Raw genomic sequence first — 15,844 nt, 5'->3', positions numbered from 1 at the left:
CGTTAGTCGTCGGCGAGCGACTCCTGACTCGCCGCGCAGTTGTTGGGGCCGAGTTCGAGGGTGAACGCCTCCTCGTCGTCGGCCGTCTGCTGGCCCAGGTTGGTCGCGATGATGTCTTCGTAGTTGGCGGGACGCGGCGGCATATCGGCGAGGATGGTCTCCACGAACTTCTCCTCGTCCATCGAGAGCGCGGCCATCCGCTCGCGCAGGTCGCCGATAGACGCGGTGTAGGTGCCGTCGTCTGCGGGCACTGCGGCGTCGCTGAAGTGGGCGCCGCCCACGAGCGTCTCCTCGGGGAGCGCGAGCACACGCTCTTGCAGCGACTCGTACAGCATCCGCGCTGCCTCGGGTGCCCCGTCGTCGCCCTCTTCGAGGTCGGGACGCGCGACGCTCTCGATGAACAGGCCGTCGCCCGTCGCCAGCAGACTGCCGCCCAGCAGGTAGGAGGTCATCCCCGTCGTGTGGCCGGGCGTGTACACCGCCTCGACCGTGGCGTCGCCGACCCCGAACTCGTCGCCGTCGTCAGCGAGGGCCAGTTCGTCGGCGTAGGTGACGCCGCGGTCGACGGCAGCCTCGGGAATCACGCCCGTCACGCCCTCGTCATCGAGATTCCGGACGCCGGAAATGTGGTCGGCGTGGACGTGCGTGTCGAATGCGTACGCAAGGTCGACGCCCAGGTCGGCAGCGTCGTCGAGGTAGCGGTCGGTGAACGCCCGAAGCGGGTCGATCACGGCCGCCTCGTCGCCGTCGACGAGGAGGTAGCCGAGACAGCCCGAAGAGGGGCGCTGGTACTGATACAGCGTCCCTGGCCCGTCGTAGCCGGTCACCTCGACGCGTTCGTAGATTCGCGCCCAGCCGTTCATCCCATCTTCGAGGTGGCTCACGTCGTAGCCACGTTCGGCGAGCGTCCCAGCGACGTACTCGCTCGCACCGCCTTTCGCACACAGCACGGTCACGTGGCGGTCTGCGGGGATCTGGTCGAGGACGTCCTCGGCGATGTCGTCCTCGAGGAACTCGAAGTAGGGGACGTTGATCGACTCGACGGTCTCACCGTCGATGCGCCACTCGTCGTAGTCCGACGCCATCCGTGCGTCCAACAGCGTGACGTCCTCGCCGGCGTCGATACGGGATTTCAGCGCTTCGGGAGCAATCGCGTCGACGTCTGCGTCGGGCGTCGGGAAGTCGTCTGGATTCATCGTCTGTACTCTCCGTACTGGTGGCTCGACTATAAGAGTTTGGAAAGAAATTCCCACTACACACAATACTGTTCTCTGGGGATCGAACGGCAATTGAGGTTGTGGTGGTGAAATATCCCCGCATATACTGGATAGTACGCCTTTGAACTCTGTTTCATCGTCTGTTGGGCAGACGACTGGCAGGACAGTAGTTCAATATATTCCCAATACAGAGTCTCCGCTGTCGTCGGAGGTGCAGGTACTCGTTAGTCGCTCTCAATCCCGTGCAGACTCACTTCGACGGCACGTTCGACGTGGAGTGCGGTCGTGTCGAACAACGGCACGTCCGGTCGGTCTGACTGGTCGACGAGCATCTCGATCTCCGTACACCCGAGGACGACACCGCCTGCACCCGCCTTCACGAGGTCGCCGACGACGTCGAGGTACGCCTGCTTTGACTCGTCGCGGACCACGCCGCGCGTCAACTCCTCGAATATCACATCGTCGACGAGACGGCGGACCTCACTGTCGGGAACGACGACGTCGATACCGTGGTCGGCGAATCGGTCGGCGTAGAAGTCACCCTCCATTACCGCCGCCGTCCCGAGGACGCCGACCGTGTCGATGCCCGCGGCCGCGACTGCCGCCGCCGTCGGGTCGACGATGTGGACGAACGGGATCGACAGCGCCGCTTCGATCTCGTCGGCGACGCGGTGCATCGTGTTCGTCGCCATCACCACGACGTCTGCGCCCGCGACCTCTATGTCGGCGGCAGCGGAGGTAAGGAACCTCCCGGCGTCGGCCCAGCGGTCTTCCCGGATGAACCGCTCAACCTCGCCGAAGTCGACGCTCCGGATCACGAGGTCGGCCGCGTGGTGGCCGCCGCGAGCATTGTTGACTCCTGCGTCGAGGCGGCGGTAGTACTCGTGCGTCGATTCGCTGCTCATCCCGCCGAGGACGCCGACTGTCAGCGGTGTCTCAGTCATCGCCTCTCACCGCGCAGGCGAACGGGATGAGTGTACGGGAAGCGCCCCCGAGCGAGGAGTTGGGCAACAGTATTGCACTACCAAAACAATAGTATTGTTCGGCCGCGTAGGCCCGAGTATGCGCATCGTCTTCGCAACAGACCGCTCGGAAGCTAACGAAGCCGCCATCGAGTCGCGAACGTGTCTCGAATGTCTCGCGAACATCGGTGTGAGGGAGGTTCATCTGCTCACGGTCGTCCCGGACAACGTCTCCAGCGGACTTCCGGGGATGGACATCGCGTCGAACGCGCGGAGGGCACTCGGCTCCCAACAGCGGGTGTTCGAGGAGGCCGGGTTCGAGGTCGAAACCCACGTCGCACGCGGGACCCCGCACCGACGGATCAACGGCCTCGCCGAACGCCTTGACGCCGACATGATCGTCGTCGGCTCTCGTGGTGAGTCGCCGCTGCGGAACCGCCTCATCGGCAGTACCGTCCGCAACGTCGCTCGCACCGCGGTCAGACCGCTCCTCGCCGAACGGATCGAGACCACCGAGACCGGGCCCGCGGTCAAGAAAGAACACCTGTTCAGAGACACGCTGTACGCGACGGACTTCTCGCAGAACGCACAGCGTGCGTACGAGTTCTTCCCGCATCTCTCCGGAGCGACCGAGCGAGCGTACCTCCTCCACGTGCGGGGTCACGAACAGAGGGAGGTGGACGACGCGACCGACGAGGCGCGCGACCGCCTCGCAGAGTTAGCGACCGACCTCCGCGACCGGATGGGAATCGACGTGGAGACGAACGTCCGGTCCGGCGGCGTCGTCGACGAGATACTCGCCGAGGAACGGCGCGTCGGCGCGACCACGACGCTGATCGGCGCACGGGGGACCAGTCGCCTGCGTCGGCTGTTACTCGGTAGCACCGCCGAGTCGGTCGTCGCACAGGGGAACAACAACGTCCTCCTCGTTCCGCCCGCGTCTGTGACGCCGCGGTAGACGAGTCGTCGCGCGGAGTCAGATCGGTCGTCGGGCCTTCAGCGTCGAACGGGCGGCACTGGTGGGTGGATCAAGATTGCTCTCCCGCTTCGAGGAGGTCGTCGATCGGCATCTGCTCTTCGAGCTTCTCGATCTTCGCGGGGACCTCCTGCGAGATGATCATTGTGTCGTAGCCCGACCCGGAACTGATCGCCGAGCCAACGCTGAGCGATCCGACCATCCGCCCCGCGTTCTCGCTCCCGATGAACACGATACTGACGTCGTGGGCGGTGGCGTGCCGTCGGATCCGGTTCGCGATCGTTCCGTACGGTGCGTTTCGGCTCACGAACTCGACCTCGAAGGTCGCGTCCGGTGCGAGAGCCTGGACCGTCTCTTCGAGCGTCTCGACGATTTCGTCTTGATCGTACCCCTCCCCGGGAGCGATCCACCCACGTTCGCGAGCGTACGAGGTGTTGTTGCGCGGGACGACCGTCAGAACAGTTACCCCCTCTTCGAGGATAGTGTCGAACTGCGCTGCACGGATGAGCGCCGCTTTCGAGAGCGGCGAGGCGTCGTAGGGAACCAACAATCCCATACACGACGATGTGTGGTGGATATACTATACGTTTCCCAGCCCCGGAGCGATACCAGCGTGCAGGCTACTACTCCGGTGACGCTGACTAGTCGGGGCCGCTACGCAGATGCAAAAGGGGCGAGAGGAGCGCAACGAGCGACGCTGAGCGTTCGGCGAGACTGTCGGTGCCGGTCAGTTCTCTGCGACGGCGCGTTCTGGATCCTCGTACTTGTCCTCGAACTCGCCGATGAGTTGGCCCATCTTGGCGTACCAGTCGTTGAGCATCCGCTGCATACTGTCGGCGATCTGTGACGGGTCCGTCGGCCGGTACACGTGGTAGTAGCCGCCTTGGTCGTAGTTGATCTGTTCTTTCTGGATGAATCCGGCCGACAGCAGTCGCTGGACCGCACGGTACGCGGTCGAGCGCTCGCGGTCGACTCGGTCGGCGACTTCGTCGATCGTCAGCGGCTCAGTCGACTCGACTAACACGGCGAAACAGTCTTTGTCGAGTTGTTTCAGCCCGTGGAAGCACTCGAGGAGCCCCTCACACTCCATATCCTGCTGGAGTTGTTCGGCCATCGAATCAGGCATAGCTATACGAATTATTTGATCACGCCGCGGTATAAGTGTTGTGTGTGATGGACACAATCCTGCCTCGTCTGTGCCCGTCGCGTACACTCACGCACGTGTGGGTGTCTCGTGTGGGACGCACTCGGTCTGTCGCTTGATTCGCCCTAAACCCGGTTCGGAGGCTTCGAGTCTGCGACTTCGAGCCATCTTTTCCGGATCGACATTCTTTTACAGGACGACACAGTATTGTGCAATAGCTCCAAGATAAAACAGGAGCGAACACCACTATGAACGCCGAATTCGATATCGCGGAGACGCTCGACGTGAAAGGTGCATCGTGCCCGATGCCGGTGATCAAGACGAAGTCCGCCGTCGACGACCTCGCCGTCGGCGACGTGCTCGAAGTGATCGCCACCGACTCCGGCAGTATGAGCGACCTCGCCGGGTGGGCTGAGGGAACGCCGGGCGTCGAGATGCTCGCCCAGGAGGAAGACGGGGACGTGTTCACCCACTACGTCCGCAAGACGGAGTGACCACGATGAGCACGGACACGCCGACCCAGCCCGACGAAACGCCCTCGCGTGCGGAGTTGGCCGCACGCGTCGAGGAACTCGAGGAGTCGCTGGCGGCAGTCACCGAGGAGGAGTCGACCCCGAAGATGTCGATCATCGCGACGAAGGGGACGCTGGACATGGCGTATCCGCCGCTCATCCTCGCGAGCACCGCCGCCGCCTTCGGCTACGAGGTGACGGTGTTCCACACGTTCTGGGGACTCGACATCCTCCACGAGGAGCGCTCGAAGAACCTCAAACTGAGCGCCGTCGGCAACCCGAACATGCCCGTCCCGAACATCGTCGGCGCGCTTCCGGGGATGGACCGGATGACGACTGCGATGATGGGCAAGCGCATCGCCGACAACGACACGGCCACCATCGAGGAACTGATTCAGACCTCGCTGGACATGGGCGTCGAGTTCCAGGCGTGTCAGATGACGATCGAACTGATGGACTACGACGAGGACGACTTCTACGACGGCGTCACGACTGGCGTCGGCGCGGCGACGGCGATCCAGGATATGGCCGACGCCGACATCCAACTGCTCGTCTAATCTGCGCTCTCAGATCGCTTCTCGCGCTGGCGGTAAGATTTCTCTCTTGGGGAGCGCACACGAGACTGTCACTGACAGTGACGCCGCCGCTCACTCGTCCGCTTCGTACTCCGCACGGAGTCGTGCGGCCGCGCCGTCGCGGGTCTTGTAGTAGCGACGGTCGCCGTCGGCGGTTCTGACGGCCCAACCGTACGTCTCGCTGTCGGGCCGGTACCACTGGTCGTCGTGTCGATCGAGCACGTCCGCGGCGTCGACGCCGTCCATCGCGACTGCGCCTGTGGCCGGCGCCTTGTCGCCTCCTTCTATGGAGACTTCCTCAGCTGCTTGTCCGTCACCGGAACGAATCGTCTCAGACGACTCATTGTCCCAGACCGACCCGGTCCCGTTGGCGCTCGGGTCCGCGTTCGTCTCGGCCGCGGTGAGATCGACGCCACCGGTCGTCCTGTCGTCGGTGGTCTCGCCGGTGGGTTCGACGAGGAGATCACACGGAATGAGGGCCTCGTCGACGTCGATGCCGAGCGGTCCGTTCGAGCGGACGGCCCGTTCGGTCGCGTCCATCAACACCTCCTGTACGTCGATGACGGTCTCACCTTCGTCGGGAGAGACCTGGTCGTACGTGCCGTCGGCGTTCATCACCCAGCGCCGGCGGTTGTCCAGGAGCGACGCTTCGAGGACGAAGCGGAGTTGCCGCCGGATCGCACGCGAGTCGATGGGTGCGACCGCCTCGACGCGGTTGTCGAGGTTGCGCGTCATCCAGTCGGCCGACCCGATGTACCACTCGGGGTCGCCCGCGTTCTCGAAGTAGAAGATGCGCGAGTGTTCGAGGAACCGCCCGACGATGCTGTGGACGGTGATCGTCTCGCTGACGTCCTCCAGTCCGGGGCGGAGTCGACAGATGTCCCGCACGATCAGGTCGATGTCGACGCCCGCCCGCGACGCCTTGTACAGTTCCTCGACGATTTCGGGGTCCTCTAATCCGTTGAGTTTGACGACGATCCGGCCGCCCTCGCCGGCGCGAGCGTGTGCGGCCTCGCGTCTGATGTACCGGGTGAACCGCTCGCGCATCGTCACCGGCGCGATCAGCAGTTTGCGGAAGCGGTCGTCGAGCGTCGGCCCCGTGAAGAAATTGAACACCTTCGTGAGGTCCTGCCCGATGTCATGGTCAGCGGTCAACACGCCCAGGTCGACATACCCTTTCGCGGTCTCGGAGTGGTAGTTGCCGGTGCCGACGTGTGAGTAGAGTCTGACGCCGTCTTCCTCCTGCCGGACGACGAGCGCAGTCTTCGTGTGTGTCTTGAGGCCGACCGTTCCGTAGGCGACGTGGATGCCTTCCTCTTCGAGTCGACGCACCCATTCGAGGTTGTTCTGCTCGTCGAACCGCGCTTTCAACTCTACCATCACCGCCACCTGTTTGCCGTTGTCGGCGGCATCGATGAGGCTCTGGATCACCTTCGAGTCGCTCGCGGTCCGGTAAATGGCCGCCTTCACCGCGAGGACGTCAGGGTCGTTCGCGGCCGCCCGGAGGAACCGCTGGACGGTCCCCTCGAAGGTGTGGTACGGATGGTGCACGAGACGGTCGGCCTCGCGGATTCGGTCGAAGATGACCGCGTCGTCCTCAGCGGACTCACGCCCCTGTGGCGCTCCCAACTGCGGGTGTGGCTGTGGTGTCCACGCCGGCGCCTTCAGGTCGGGTCGGTCGATGTCGGTCAACTCGAACAGACACTGGTAGTCGACCAGTCCCTCGCGTCTGTACACCTCGGCGTCCGAGACGGACAATTGCTCTTTGAGAACAGACAGCGCCTCTTGAGAGATGTCGGCGTCGACTTCGAGACGGACGACGGTCGCGAAGCGCCGCTGTTCGATCACCTCTTCGATCATGTCGATGAGGTCCTCGGCGACCTCCTCGTCCCGGCGAACCTCGGCGTTGCGCGTCACTTTGAACATCGCGACGTCGACGATGTCGAGGTCAGGGAGCAACAGGTCGATATTTTCCTCGATCAGGTCTTCCAGCAGGACGTACTCGTGGTCGGTCCCGGGGACGGGAACGAACCGCGAGCGGTTCTGTGGGATCTTGATCCGCGTGAACCGCGGGTGGTCGAGGTCCGACGACACCGAGATGACCGCCAACGACAGTGAGAGATTCGAGATAAACGGGAACGGATGTGCGGGGTCGAACGCCAGCGGCGTCAGCGTCGGCAGCACCGACTCTTCGAAGTGGTCTCGCAGTTGTGCTCGTGGCTCTGCGGGGAGGTCCTCGTAGTCGTGGACGACGATGCCGGCGTCGGCGAGCGTGGGCTTGAGGTCCTCTGTCCACGCCGTGTCCTGCCGCTCGAACAGCGGCCGCGCCGTTTCGAGGACCTCCGTGTGCTGTTGGCGCGGCGTGCGACCGTCGGGACTCTCGGTGGTGACGCCGGCGTCGATCTGTTGTTTCAACCCTCCGACGCGCTTCATGAAGAACTCGTCTGTGTTCTTCGTGAAGTACGCCACGTAGCGGAGGCGGTCTAACAGCGGGTTTCGGTCGTCGAGTCCCTCCGAGAGGACGCGTTCTTGAAACGCGAGTTCGGAGAGTTCGCGGTTGAGATAGAGTCGGGGACTCGACAGGTCGTGAGACGACATTGGACTGATATACGGTCTCACCTACGTAGGTATCCGGCTAAAGAGTGGTGGGTTAAACCCGCCGAACAGGCTTCTCAAGGGCCCTACCAGTGTTTTGGCGCACTGAGTGGTATTGATACCTATGTACTGCTCCTAGCAACCTTCTCAACTGGACCGGGTGACGCCCGTCGTATGGGATATTCTGCCGGGGGAGCGAAGGGGGTGGGCAGTATCGACCAGGCGATCCAGTGTGTGGAACGCGAGGACGACGTACTCGCCACAGAGGTGTCTGCGTTCAAGCGATTTCGGACGCTCGTCTCACGGGTCGACCCCGAGGGCCCGTCGCCCCGGCAGGTGGGGAACGCGGGACCGGCGTTCGCCCGAGCAACGGCGCCCGACCAAGCGCGTGACTGCGGCCAGTCGGCGTGTTCGGACGTCCGGAAGGCGTATCGACAGACGGTGATGGCGACCGACCACTACGAGGCGGAGTACGGAGAGACGTACGCCGAGAGCATCGAAGCGGAGTTCGGTGCGACGTTCGCGGCGGTGTTGGCTGGAGGGGGCCGGTTCTCGGCAGACGTGAAATCGCAACTCATCACCGCAATTACACGGGGGATCGAGGACCGACGCGCGACCCGGTCGACGCTCCAGCGTGAACGAACGGCGCTCGAACGGGCCGGGACGACGCTGTCTGCCCTCCGCGACGACCTCGCTGCGATCGGTTCGCGCCCGTTTGTGGAGTGTCAGTACACCGAATTGCGGGCGGTCCGCGAGGACCTGCAGGCGATCGAGCGTCAGTGTGAACGACTCGTCACCGAGCGACAGACTGGCGATTTCCACACGGCCGCAATCTTGCTCTCTCGGGAGAGTGGAGGATCGCTCAGTCAGTTCCTGTACGACTCGCTGGAGGTCACGTATCCGATCCTCCACGACGCGGCCAGCGTCGGCAATCGAGTCGCCGACCTCCGCCGCCGCATCGACGAGCAACTGGCGCGTCGACCCGCGTCGGCCGGTGGTCCCGGTAGCCACAAGACAGAGGTCGCAGAACACCTCTACTGACGAAGCGTCGCGGCGCTCTTCGGACCGCTCAGAACTCGTCGATCACCGGAATCCCCTCCGTCTCGAACGTCGTCATCGCCTCCAGTTTCTGGTTCACGTCCTCCAGCGCAACCGTCTCGCTGACGACGGCGCTGGGATCGAGTTTCCCGCCGGCGACCATCCGGAATATCTCGTCGTAGCGCGTCGGCGGCAGGCCAAGCGATCCGACGAACTCGATCTCTTTCATCGTCATCACGTCGGTCGGGAGTTCGACCATCCCACGCTCCTCGGCGGTGGTGAGCCCGATTTGGACGTGGGTGCCGCGCGTCTCGAGACTGAGCACGGAGTTGCGACACGTCTCGCCGATGCCGAGGGCGTCGACCGAGACGTGACAGCCACCGTCCGAGAGTGCCGTCACCGCGCCCGGGACGTCGTCGGTGTCGGCGGCGTTGACCGTCTCCGCCGCACCCAGTTCTTTCGCCTTCGCGAGTTTGCCGTCGTCGAGGTCGACGGCGACGACGTTCGCCCCGAGGGCGTCGGCGATGTGGACCGCCGAGAGGCCGACGCCGCCGACGCCGTGGATTGCCACCCAGTCGCCCGCCGCGACGGGCGCGCGGTGCGCGAGACCGTGGAAGGCGGTCATAAACCGACAGCCGAGACCTGCCATATCGACCGAACTCACGCCGTCGGGGAGGTGCACGAGGTTGTGGTCGGCGGCGGGGACGTGGACTTGCTCTGCGAACGCGCCGGGGACCGCGTCGACGAAGCCGAGCGGCATCGGTTGCTCACAGGTGTTGCCGTGGCCGGTGCGACACTGCATACAGGTTCCGTCGCCGAGGTTGAACGGGATTGCGACGTGGTCACCCTCCGCGAACGATTCCACTCCCTCGCCGACGGCGACGACGTGGCCCGCGGGTTCGTGCCCGAGGATCTGTCCTGGCTCGGGTTTGATCCCTAGCCAGTCCCAGTCGCCTTGCCAGCCGTGCCAGTCCGACCGGCAGATGCCGCACGCCTCTACGTCGACGACGACGCCGCCGGGACTCGGCTCCGGGTCGTCGACGTCGGTAATCTCCAGTGGTTCGCCGTGTTCGCGCAAGACTGCGGCTCGCATACTGCGACTATTGTGTACAGTTGACATAATTGTTCCTCGGGCCGATATCTCGACTGTTACTCTCCTGTCGCTACTCGATCGCTCGCTGGTAGCCACGCGATCAGTATCGGTCGACACACGAGTACTCCGGGCCGATCCGGCGATACACCCGGCGTGTTCGGCGGATCCCAGAGCGCTCCGATCGCCGAAAGCGTTGATACTGAACCTGTCGTAATACTCACATAGAGATGCAAGACCGTGAAATACCGCTCGACGCAGCCAACACCGACGCCATCGTGACCGCCGCCCGGACCGGACTGGGAGACGACCTTCGGAGCGTCATCGGCTTCACACGCGACTCCTTCGACGTGCTGTACACGCGTTCTGACCTCTACGACGAGACGACCGACGTCCGCGCTGTCAAGCGGCCGCTGGTCGAACTCGAACGGGTCGGATTCGACGAGATACCGATCCGCACGTCGACGGGGTCGGGAACGACCGCAGACGCCATCGGTCCGTACTCGTTCACAGTTCGGTTCCACGAGCGCGGGTTCCTCGCGCGTGTCATCGAAGACGACGTCGGCGTGTTACTCACGACGGACGAACTCGACGTACGGGCGTTCGAAGAGGCCGCTAGTGCGGTCCGACGACTTCTCCGCAACGCCTGATTTCTCGTACGGAGTCCGTCGTGGTCCTCGCTCACTCGGTCGTGACCCGGAGGGAGTCTGCTGTCACCGTCACGACGATCGTCCCCGGCGCATCGACCGATCCGACCGACCACCGCGTGGTCGCGGTCCGGTTCACCTCCCTGTCGCCTAGATCCGGGAGCGTGGCGACGGCGCGGTAGTCGCCGGGCGCGTCGACCGAGAACGAAACGGCGGTTGTGTCGCCGGCGTCTACGAGTATCCACCGATAGAATCCGCCGTCGTCGCCGTCGAGGTCGTGAATCTCGACGCGAACCTCTGCACGAACGTCGGCGTCGTTTCCGACCCGAATCGTCCCCGCCCCCTCAGTTGGTGTCAGCGTCTGCGAGTCGTCTGTTCCGGTGGGGGTCTGGTCGGGACCGACGGCGGTCGTCTCAGTCCCGGCTGTCTCATCTCGATCGCTTCGCGTCGGTCCGTCGGAACCGCCGCCGTCGCTCAGGCAACCGGCGACACACGTCGTCGAGAGGGCCGCGAGGAGGGCACGTCGTCGCATAGGCCATCGTGAACACGTCGGGCGGATAAGCGTTCGTCCCACGACCGCGTTGCATCCCGGTCAGGACCGTTCGAGCGCCAGGAGTCGGTCGCGGGCCCCGCCGTAGCGGGACGGAGCGAGTACGAGTCGTCCGGCACCCGCGGAGACGCGGTCGAGCAGCCATCGGACGGTCCGACGAGCGAGCGGTCCGCCGTCGGCGAGTGCGACCGCACAGTGCCACGCCCAGTCGCGGCCCTCTGCCAGCGTGAGGAACGCGGCGGCCTCGTCGATGCGGCCGCCAGCCTCGTCGAGGTCGGCCAACCCCGGCGCGTACCGGGCCGCGAGCAGATCCTGTTCCACGTCGACCAACTCGGCTAAGATCGCGTTCACGGCGTCGTGGTCGGCCCGGCGTGCGGGCTTGGGGTGGACGCCCACGTCGACGAGTGCGAGTGCGAGGTCGTGGACGACGTGGGCGTTGATGCCCAACAGCGCATCCTGTGTGACGAGGGTGTCGCCCGCGAGTGCGGCGTCGAACGCCAGTCGCCACGCCCGGGGAACACGGTCACGCTCGCCGCACTCGTACGCCGAAAGCGCCGTCCGATAGCGGTTCGCGAACGCGGTGAGGTACGCTCCGACCCACTCGGGGTCGGCGAAGCGGTCGCTCGCGAGGCCGCGACGGACGCGACTCGTGACGGTGCCGTACACCGTGAGAAACACCGCCCGACGGTCGCCAGCGTCGAACAGTCGTCGCTCGGTGAGCGCGAGGCGACGCTCCGCGTCTGCGGGGTCGGCGTACGGGTCGGCGAGGAGGTCGGTGAGGTCGACGCGACCGGTCGGCCCACGAGGGACGGGCGTCCCCCGACGGTACGAGGCGGCCGCGGCCCGGAGCGTCCGAGAAGTGAGTGGGCGCGACGCGGCGTGCATACGTTCGGTGGGCAGTCTGTGAGTATAAAGGATACAGGCGAGAGACTGCCGGTGTTCGTCGGATCTCTCGTCTCACCGCCTGAAAGTCGCGGCGGCGGGGATGTGCGCGTCAGCCGACGGCGTGGCGCGTCAGTCGACGACCTTCATCATCGCGTCGCGAACCGCCTCGTCGGCCCCAACCGACGCGAGTTCGACGTCGATGTCGATGTCTGCCACCCGGCTGTCGTCGCCGGTGCGCTTGGCGGCCTTGAACGCGTAGTAGACGTACGCCAACCGGAGGAGTTCCACCGCCTCGTCGACGTCGTCCTCGCCGTCGATCCAGTAGGTCGTCCATCCGGTCCGCTTGTACACTGGGTGCGGTTCCGTCCGCCCGGCGTCGACCAACGCCGACCGAAGCGCTGTCGACAGCGGCAGGTCGAGTGACCCGTCGTCGTCGATGTGGCCGAAGTCCTCCTCACCGAGGCGGAACTCCGTCGCCCCGCGCTGTTTCTCGACGACTTCGACGCCGTCCCACTCGCCCACTTGCGATACGATCTCCTGTTCGATTTGTGCTACGATAGCCATACCAGAGAGACGACTCGTGACGGATTAATCGAGTCGTCACGATACAGTCAGATTACTCCACCGGCGACGTGCCGAAGCGTCACGAGACGTGTGGCACGGAGCCGACCGCTGCAGAATCCTGTCCTGTGAGAACCACCGTCGGAACCAAGCGACCACGACGTGTCAATATTCGTATGTACGAGCGGATTCTCGTCCCGACCGACGGGAGCGCAGCAGTCGAGGGGGCGGTCGAACAGGCGCTCGACCTCGCGAAGACGTTCAACGCGACGCTGCACGCGCTTGCGGTCGTCGAACCCGTGTACACGGTCAACGAAGGATTCGGGTCGATGTACGACACCCTGGAGTCGGACGCGAAGGAGTCAGTCGAGGCTATCGCCGAACGGGGAGAAAGTGCCGGCGTTACGGTCGAGACTGCGGTTCGGTCGGGGATGATTCACCGGGAGATACTCGAGTACGCCGAGGACGCCGACATCGACCTCATCGTGATGGGCACCCACGGACGGACGGGACTGGAGCGATACCTGCTCGGGAGCGTCACCGCACGGGTGGTGCGCCTCGCGGACGTGCCGGTCCTCACCGTCGGCGCTCCCAAGTCCGAGTGACCCCGGCCGGTGGCCAGTATTTATGCCACCTCGTCCCTTGATTCCGAAGATGACAGCCCACGCCGTCCGTCGGATTCGGTCCCATCGGCGCTTGCGTTCAAACCGATTCCGTGTCGCCATCCGTTCGGAGGTGGCGTAACGCGTGGCACGAACGGTGTACTTCACCGCACCCTACGAGGTAGCCGTTCGCGAGACGAGCGTCTCCGACCCCGATCCGGACGAACTCGTCGTTGAGGCGTCCGTCTCGGCCATCAGCCCCGGCACCGAACTCCTGTTGTACCGCGGCGAAGTGAGCCCCGAGACGGCTGCCGACGAGACGCTCGAATCGCTCGGCGGGTCGTTCTCGTACCCGTTTCCGTACGGCTACGCGACCGTCGGCACCGTCACCGGTATCGGCGACGACGTCGACCCGGAGTGGCGCGGCGAGACCGTCCTCGCCTTTCACCCGCACGCCAGCGAGTTCACCGTCGGCGTCGACGCAGTCTGTCGAGTTCCCGACGGTATCTCGCCCGAGCAAGCGGTGTTTCTCCCGAACGTCGAGACGGCGGTGACGCTCGTCCACGACGGCGAACCGGCGCTCGGTGAGCGTGCGGTCGTCGTCGGCCAGGGCGTCATCGGCCTGTTGACGACCGCGATACTGTCGACGTTCCCGCTGGAGGAACTGGTGACCGTCGAGATTCACGACTCGCGACGCGAGTTGTCGACCGCACTGGGTGCCGACCGGTCGGTGTCGCCGTCGACGACGGACCTCGCCGACCTGTTCGACCCGTCCACCGACTCGTTCACCGGTGCGGCGCGTGACACGGCGGCGGAGCCCGGCCGCGCCGACCTCACGTACGAACTGTCGGGGAACCCGGCGGCGCTCGACGACGCTATCGCGGCCACCGGCTACGACGGTCGCGTGGTCGTCGGGTCGTGGTACGGGACGAAACCGGTGACGCTCAGCCTCGACGACCGCTTCCACCGGAGTCGAATCGACCTGCGTGCGAGTCAGGTGAGCACGCTCGCACCCGAACGCCGCGGTCGCTGGAGCGTGAGTCGACGACTCCAGACCGCGTGGCGACGCCTTCGCGATATCGAGACGGAGCGTCTCGTCACCCATCGCCTGCCAGTGTCGGAGGCGCCGGAGGCGTACGACATCCTCGACGACGACCCCGCGTCGGCGGTGCAGGTGCTGTTGACGTACTGAGCGCGATCGCGTCCGGGTCGCTACTCGCCGTAGTTCGGGTCGGTGTGGAACTCCACGCGTGCGCCGCCGTCGTCCGCGAGCGTCGCCCGAACGCGCCAGCCGTGTGCCTCCGCGACGTCGCGGACGATGGCGAGGCCCAGACCCGTCCCCTCGGCGTCGGCCGTCGCACCGTACTCGAACAGTCGGTCGGGAGCGAGTGGGTCGAACCCGGGGCCGTCGTCGGCGACAAAAAAGCCCGCGCGGTCGTCGAGCGTCCCGACGGTGACAGTCACGTCCGACGCCGCGTTGGCGACAGCGTTCCCGAGGAGATTTTCGAGGACCGTCCGAAGTCGGTGGGGGTCTGCCTCGACCGTGACGGGGTCGGGGCAGTGAAGCCGTCCGTGCAGCGACGGCGACACCGCCCACACGTCCTGTGCAAGCGCCGTGACCGACACCTGTTCGGTCTCGTCGATGTACTCGCCGCCGGTGACCATCTCGAGGAGGCTGTCGATGAGGCGGTCCATCCGATCGACGGCCCGCTTACTCACGTCGATGTGCGGGTCGGCCTCGCCCACGTGCTTGTCTTCGGCCACTTCGAGGTGGCCCGCTGCGATAGTGACGGGGTTGCGGAACTCGTGGGCGACGATGCCCGCGAAGCGGTCGAGACGCTCACGCTCTCGTTGGAGGCGTCGCTCACGCTCGGCCCGGTCCAACGCCGCCTCGGTGTTCGTTGCGAGCACCTGTGCGGCGGCGACGGCCTCGTCGTCGATGGCGTTCTCGTCGAGCGTCCCCACCGTGAGAACGCCGTGGTCGCCGAGCGGACACACCAGCATACTCCCCTCACCCGAGAGGTCGCCGTCGGCGTCGAGTTCACTCAGGTCTTGATACACGACGGGTTCGCCGGCGTCGAGGGCGTCCCAGTGGACGCACTCTCCGTGGCGGTACTCACCCAGGTCGCCGGCAACGTCCACGACGCCGTCGTCGTACGCCACGGGGACGAGTCGCGTCGGCCGTTGCCTGACGAGTCGGACGCCGTTCAATTCGAAGCCTAAGACGTCTCTCCCCGCCTCGACCGCGACTGCGGCGACCGCACTCGCCGACTCGGCGCTCATCATCCGACGAGTCGCGGCGTGGAGGTGTCGAAACGACTCACACCGCTCTGTTTGTCCCCCGATTCCGTGAGCGGTCTGCGTGCCCTGCACCCCCTCTGACATCTACTGATACTCGCTCGCTACTATTCATATATATGTGTGTTGGTTACGTCAACATCCTTTGATCGGCCTCTCCGGATCACTGGACGGCGACGGGTCCCCCATCCT

At 65.1% G+C, this 15,844-nt stretch carries 17 protein-coding genes; 7 read left to right on the top strand and 10 right to left on the bottom strand.

The window, feature by feature from the left end; all coding sequences use genetic code 11:
- Window positions 1–2 precede the first annotated feature (2 nt).
- Together P0D77_RS15470 and P0D77_RS15465 are read right to left on the bottom strand one after the other, a co-directional pair.
- On the bottom strand, window positions 3–1,196 hold the full coding sequence (locus P0D77_RS15470; RefSeq protein ID WP_277554017.1) for an MBL fold metallo-hydrolase: 1,194 nt from the start codon (window positions 1,194–1,196) through the stop codon (window positions 3–5).
- 245 nt (window positions 1,197–1,441) lie between these two features.
- Window positions 1,442–2,161: an aspartate/glutamate racemase family protein gene (locus P0D77_RS15465; protein WP_277554016.1), complete on the bottom strand. Its 720-nt coding sequence runs from the start codon at window positions 2,159–2,161 to the stop codon at window positions 1,442–1,444.
- Window positions 2,162–2,279: 118 nt separating this feature from the next.
- Here P0D77_RS15465 and P0D77_RS15460 point away from each other — a divergent pair, with 118 nt between their 5' ends.
- The gene (locus P0D77_RS15460) at window positions 2,280–3,137 is read left to right on the top strand and encodes a universal stress protein (protein WP_277554015.1); all 858 of its coding nucleotides are present in this window, start codon (window positions 2,280–2,282) and stop codon (window positions 3,135–3,137) included.
- A gap of 70 nt (window positions 3,138–3,207) precedes the next feature.
- On the opposite strand, the gene P0D77_RS15455 is transcribed toward P0D77_RS15460, so the two are convergent.
- Window positions 3,208–3,711 carry a universal stress protein gene (locus P0D77_RS15455; RefSeq protein WP_277554014.1) on the bottom strand — a complete coding sequence of 168 codons (504 nt, stop codon included), beginning with the start codon at window positions 3,709–3,711 and terminating at the stop codon, window positions 3,208–3,210.
- A 171-nt stretch (window positions 3,712–3,882) separates the two neighbouring features.
- The gene (locus P0D77_RS15450) at window positions 3,883–4,281 is read right to left on the bottom strand and encodes a helix-turn-helix domain-containing protein (RefSeq protein ID WP_277554013.1); all 399 of its coding nucleotides are present in this window, start codon (window positions 4,279–4,281) and stop codon (window positions 3,883–3,885) included.
- Between the two features lie 266 nt (window positions 4,282–4,547).
- Here P0D77_RS15450 and P0D77_RS15445 point away from each other — a divergent pair, with 266 nt between their 5' ends.
- Window positions 4,548–4,793, top strand: coding sequence for a sulfurtransferase TusA family protein (locus P0D77_RS15445; RefSeq protein ID WP_277554012.1), 246 nt, complete (start codon window positions 4,548–4,550; stop codon window positions 4,791–4,793).
- 5 nt (window positions 4,794–4,798) lie between these two features.
- Entirely contained in the window at window positions 4,799–5,368 is a 570-nt protein-coding gene (locus P0D77_RS15440) for a DsrE/DsrF/DrsH-like family protein (RefSeq protein WP_277554010.1), read from the top strand.
- A gap of 90 nt (window positions 5,369–5,458) precedes the next feature.
- On the opposite strand, the gene ppk1 is transcribed toward P0D77_RS15440, so the two are convergent.
- Entirely contained in the window at window positions 5,459–7,984 is a 2,526-nt protein-coding gene (gene ppk1 / locus P0D77_RS15435) for a polyphosphate kinase 1 (protein WP_277554009.1), read from the bottom strand.
- A gap of 171 nt (window positions 7,985–8,155) precedes the next feature.
- On the opposite strand from ppk1, the gene P0D77_RS15430 reads away from it, so the two are divergent.
- Window positions 8,156–9,022, top strand: coding sequence for a DUF7260 family protein (locus P0D77_RS15430; protein WP_277554008.1), 867 nt, complete (start codon window positions 8,156–8,158; stop codon window positions 9,020–9,022).
- 28 nt (window positions 9,023–9,050) lie between these two features.
- On the opposite strand, the gene P0D77_RS15425 is transcribed toward P0D77_RS15430, so the two are convergent.
- Entirely contained in the window at window positions 9,051–10,112 is a 1,062-nt protein-coding gene (locus tag P0D77_RS15425; RefSeq protein ID WP_277554007.1) for a zinc-dependent alcohol dehydrogenase family protein, read from the bottom strand.
- Between the two features lie 227 nt (window positions 10,113–10,339).
- Between P0D77_RS15425 and P0D77_RS15420 the strand changes: the two genes are divergently transcribed.
- Window positions 10,340–10,759, top strand: a complete 420-nt coding sequence (locus P0D77_RS15420) for a DUF7522 family protein (RefSeq protein ID WP_277554006.1) — start codon at window positions 10,340–10,342, stop codon at window positions 10,757–10,759.
- Between the two features lie 31 nt (window positions 10,760–10,790).
- Here the strand turns inward: P0D77_RS15420 and P0D77_RS15415 are convergent, their stop codons facing one another.
- The 3 genes from P0D77_RS15415 to P0D77_RS15405 all read right to left on the bottom strand — a co-directional run bounded on the left by P0D77_RS15415 (window position 10,791) and on the right by P0D77_RS15405 (window position 12,755).
- Complete coding sequence (locus P0D77_RS15415; RefSeq protein ID WP_277554005.1) at window positions 10,791–11,288, bottom strand: hypothetical protein; 498 nt, start codon at window positions 11,286–11,288, stop codon at window positions 10,791–10,793.
- A 60-nt stretch (window positions 11,289–11,348) separates the two neighbouring features.
- Window positions 11,349–12,191 (bottom strand): DUF5995 family protein, encoded by an 843-nt coding sequence (locus tag P0D77_RS15410; RefSeq protein WP_277554004.1) that lies wholly within the window; start codon window positions 12,189–12,191, stop codon window positions 11,349–11,351.
- A gap of 129 nt (window positions 12,192–12,320) precedes the next feature.
- Entirely contained in the window at window positions 12,321–12,755 is a 435-nt protein-coding gene (locus tag P0D77_RS15405) for a luciferase domain-containing protein (RefSeq protein ID WP_277554003.1), read from the bottom strand.
- Between the two features lie 173 nt (window positions 12,756–12,928).
- Between P0D77_RS15405 and P0D77_RS15400 the strand changes: the two genes are divergently transcribed.
- Together P0D77_RS15400 and P0D77_RS15395 are read left to right on the top strand one after the other, a co-directional pair.
- A complete protein-coding gene (locus P0D77_RS15400) occupies window positions 12,929–13,357 on the top strand; it encodes a universal stress protein (RefSeq protein ID WP_277554002.1) in 429 nt (142 codons plus the stop codon).
- Window positions 13,358–13,499: 142 nt separating this feature from the next.
- On the top strand, window positions 13,500–14,546 hold the full coding sequence (locus tag P0D77_RS15395; protein ID WP_277554000.1) for a zinc-dependent alcohol dehydrogenase: 1,047 nt from the start codon (window positions 13,500–13,502) through the stop codon (window positions 14,544–14,546).
- Window positions 14,547–14,566: 20 nt separating this feature from the next.
- On the opposite strand, the gene P0D77_RS15390 is transcribed toward P0D77_RS15395, so the two are convergent.
- Entirely contained in the window at window positions 14,567–15,739 is a 1,173-nt protein-coding gene (locus tag P0D77_RS15390; RefSeq protein ID WP_277553999.1) for a sensor histidine kinase, read from the bottom strand.
- Between the last annotated feature and the right edge of the window lie 105 nt (window positions 15,740–15,844).

This window comes from Halobaculum limi (genome assembly GCF_029490015.1).
GTDB lineage: Archaea > Halobacteriota > Halobacteria > Halobacteriales > Haloferacaceae > Halobaculum > Halobaculum limi.
The sequence above is the reverse complement of the archived record's forward strand: the minus strand, read 5'-3'. Positions and strand labels throughout refer to the sequence as shown.

What these genes read in the sequence shown, in the direction of transcription:
- P0D77_RS15470 (WP_277554017.1), bottom strand. Translation starts at nt 1,196, where the DNA reads ATGAATCCAGACGACTTCCCGACGCCCGACGCAGACGTCGACGCGATT.
- P0D77_RS15465 (WP_277554016.1), bottom strand. Translation starts at nt 2,161, where the DNA reads ATGACTGAGACACCGCTGACAGTCGGCGTCCTCGGCGGGATGAGCAGC.
- P0D77_RS15460 (WP_277554015.1), top strand. Translation starts at nt 2,280, where the DNA reads ATGCGCATCGTCTTCGCAACAGACCGCTCGGAAGCTAACGAAGCCGCC.
- P0D77_RS15455 (WP_277554014.1), bottom strand. Translation starts at nt 3,711, where the DNA reads ATGGGATTGTTGGTTCCCTACGACGCCTCGCCGCTCTCGAAAGCGGCG.
- P0D77_RS15450 (WP_277554013.1), bottom strand. Translation starts at nt 4,281, where the DNA reads ATGCCTGATTCGATGGCCGAACAACTCCAGCAGGATATGGAGTGTGAG.
- P0D77_RS15445 (WP_277554012.1), top strand. Translation starts at nt 4,548, where the DNA reads ATGAACGCCGAATTCGATATCGCGGAGACGCTCGACGTGAAAGGTGCA.
- P0D77_RS15440 (WP_277554010.1), top strand. Translation starts at nt 4,799, where the DNA reads ATGAGCACGGACACGCCGACCCAGCCCGACGAAACGCCCTCGCGTGCG.
- ppk1 (WP_277554009.1), bottom strand. Translation starts at nt 7,984, where the DNA reads ATGTCGTCTCACGACCTGTCGAGTCCCCGACTCTATCTCAACCGCGAA.
- P0D77_RS15430 (WP_277554008.1), top strand. Translation starts at nt 8,156, where the DNA reads ATGGGATATTCTGCCGGGGGAGCGAAGGGGGTGGGCAGTATCGACCAG.
- P0D77_RS15425 (WP_277554007.1), bottom strand. Translation starts at nt 10,112, where the DNA reads ATGCGAGCCGCAGTCTTGCGCGAACACGGCGAACCACTGGAGATTACC.
- P0D77_RS15420 (WP_277554006.1), top strand. Translation starts at nt 10,340, where the DNA reads ATGCAAGACCGTGAAATACCGCTCGACGCAGCCAACACCGACGCCATC.
- P0D77_RS15415 (WP_277554005.1), bottom strand. Translation starts at nt 11,288, where the DNA reads ATGCGACGACGTGCCCTCCTCGCGGCCCTCTCGACGACGTGTGTCGCC.
- P0D77_RS15410 (WP_277554004.1), bottom strand. Translation starts at nt 12,191, where the DNA reads ATGCACGCCGCGTCGCGCCCACTCACTTCTCGGACGCTCCGGGCCGCG.
- P0D77_RS15405 (WP_277554003.1), bottom strand. Translation starts at nt 12,755, where the DNA reads ATGGCTATCGTAGCACAAATCGAACAGGAGATCGTATCGCAAGTGGGC.
- P0D77_RS15400 (WP_277554002.1), top strand. Translation starts at nt 12,929, where the DNA reads ATGTACGAGCGGATTCTCGTCCCGACCGACGGGAGCGCAGCAGTCGAG.
- P0D77_RS15390 (WP_277553999.1), bottom strand. Translation starts at nt 15,739, where the DNA reads ATGTCAGAGGGGGTGCAGGGCACGCAGACCGCTCACGGAATCGGGGGA.